Annotated in this window: 2 protein-coding genes and 1 pseudogene; all 3 read right to left on the bottom strand. The window is 55.7% G+C overall.

The features are described 5' to 3' along the window. Positions 1 to 332, bottom strand: a 332-nt coding sequence (locus CV102_RS25645) for an AAA family ATPase (RefSeq protein ID WP_148860825.1), incomplete at its 3' end; no start/stop codon positions are given. A gap of 442 nt (positions 333 to 774) precedes the next feature. Then, positions 775 to 1,317, bottom strand: coding sequence for a DUF7509 family protein (locus tag CV102_RS25640; protein WP_148860824.1), 543 nt, complete (start codon positions 1,315 to 1,317; stop codon positions 775 to 777). Positions 1,318 to 1,374: 57 nt separating this feature from the next. Then, positions 1,375 to 1,589, bottom strand: a pseudogene (locus CV102_RS27350) (RNA-guided endonuclease TnpB family protein); the annotation flags it as partial.

Genomic DNA, 1,589 nt, shown 5'->3' with positions numbered 1-1,589 from the left:
AGTTCGTCACGGGGCGTCGACTGACGATGAATATCGAGCGTCTGTCCGAGCCCTTCGAGGATTCGATGGAGTGCGCGGTACCGTGAATAATGCTGCCAGCAGTTGACGTACTGGAACTCGGCATCCAGGACTTCTTGGCGAAGCTGGTCGCCCATGTACTTGGCGACGCAGGTCTTTCCCACGCCGCTCGGCCCATGCATAATGACCGTCTCGGGGGTTTCGCCGTCGGCGATCGGCGCGAGCGTTTCCGAGAGATACGTCGTTTCCGCGTCTCGGTGCTCGAGATCTCCAGGGACGAACTCTTGGCGGAGCACTCGAGCGTCCGTGATCATCTGCGCTACCTGACTCATTCATCGTGGCCGGTATAAAATGGTCACGGGGTCATTTCCAGAATTTCCAGAACGCGTCACACACGTGGACGCTCGAAGTTACAGACGTTCCACTAGAGAGGCACGTGGTAAGTCAGATCTTTGAATTGCAGGGACACTGGTTGAACTTGGCACGGAGCCAGTAGACGTCTTTTCCTGCGACCGACCACGGGATCAATGAACGCACCCAGCGAGTCGTCGGGATCGACAGTCGATAAAAGAGTAGTCCGACGTTTCTCCTCACAAACTTCGGACAGCTGCTGGTCGCACGCAAAGACACCGTATTTCCACTGAATCACCGTTCTGACTTCTCTTACGACCACCAATGACAATAATACACACCTACTCGAGAGAGGGTTGTCCCTCTCTATATCTTGAAGACTGATGAAATAATGACACATGGTGATCAGCCAAAGCGATCGAGATTGCCACGTCGTTCACGCTGCATGATTTCACCCGCGAATCGCCGGAGGGTGTCGACAAGTTCTCTTTCGGTTTCATACGTTTCAATCCGCAGATCCCACCGTACCTTTGCTGACCGGATCATTGCACTCGTCACGTCGTCTTCATGGACGAAGACTAACCGATCACCGTGTGTTTTTGCGAGGTTCTCGAGGATGCTTCCAGCCTCTTCGCCGACACCGAAGTTGTGTCCGAGAAACGGAACGACAAATGCGGTCGCGTTGCTGCACCTTGTGTACTCAATGCTCTGAGTCACTGCATCCACATCGTCAGTGTCTACATCGACGTCGAGAGCCAGAAACGCATTCATTCCGGGGTCGGTCCGAAGCTCTCCCTGTATTCGTCTCAAGAGTGCCTGCGCTTCGTTGACGTCGTCCTTGTTCCGGAAGAGGTTGCGTAGGGGCCCAGGAAGGTCGTCGACGGCAATTTCTCGGCGCTCCTCTTCGCTGAGAACGTAGTTGAGATTGAACGACTTGTACGGTCCCATCAGGTGACATCCTCCTCGCCGTAAACGGCGAGGCTTCCCACGCAGGGGGAATACCAGTTAGTCGTCGCTGGCAGAGGGTTCTGACTCTTCGTAGGCCGTGAGCGTCATCTGCGCTGGTACGCTCGTCTCACGGTGTCGTTCGAAAGACGCGGAGCGTCTTTCGTGATCACGAGACGGCTTCGCCGTCTCGAACGAAGTCGTGGCGGTGTCACAACCGCTCCCATCCCGTGGCGAGTCATCGCGTTCCGCCTTGTCAAGCGGGACGCTCTCTC

Source organism: Natronococcus pandeyae (assembly GCF_008122205.1).
GTDB lineage: Archaea > Halobacteriota > Halobacteria > Halobacteriales > Natrialbaceae > Natronococcus > Natronococcus pandeyae.
Note: the sequence above shows the minus strand (reverse complement) of the source record. Positions and strands in the feature narration are given on the sequence as shown.

Excerpts from the sequence above, each read along its gene's own strand:
- CV102_RS25640 (WP_148860824.1), bottom strand. The coding sequence starts at position 1,317 with ATGGGACCGTACAAGTCGTTCAATCTCAACTACGTTCTCAGCGAAGAG.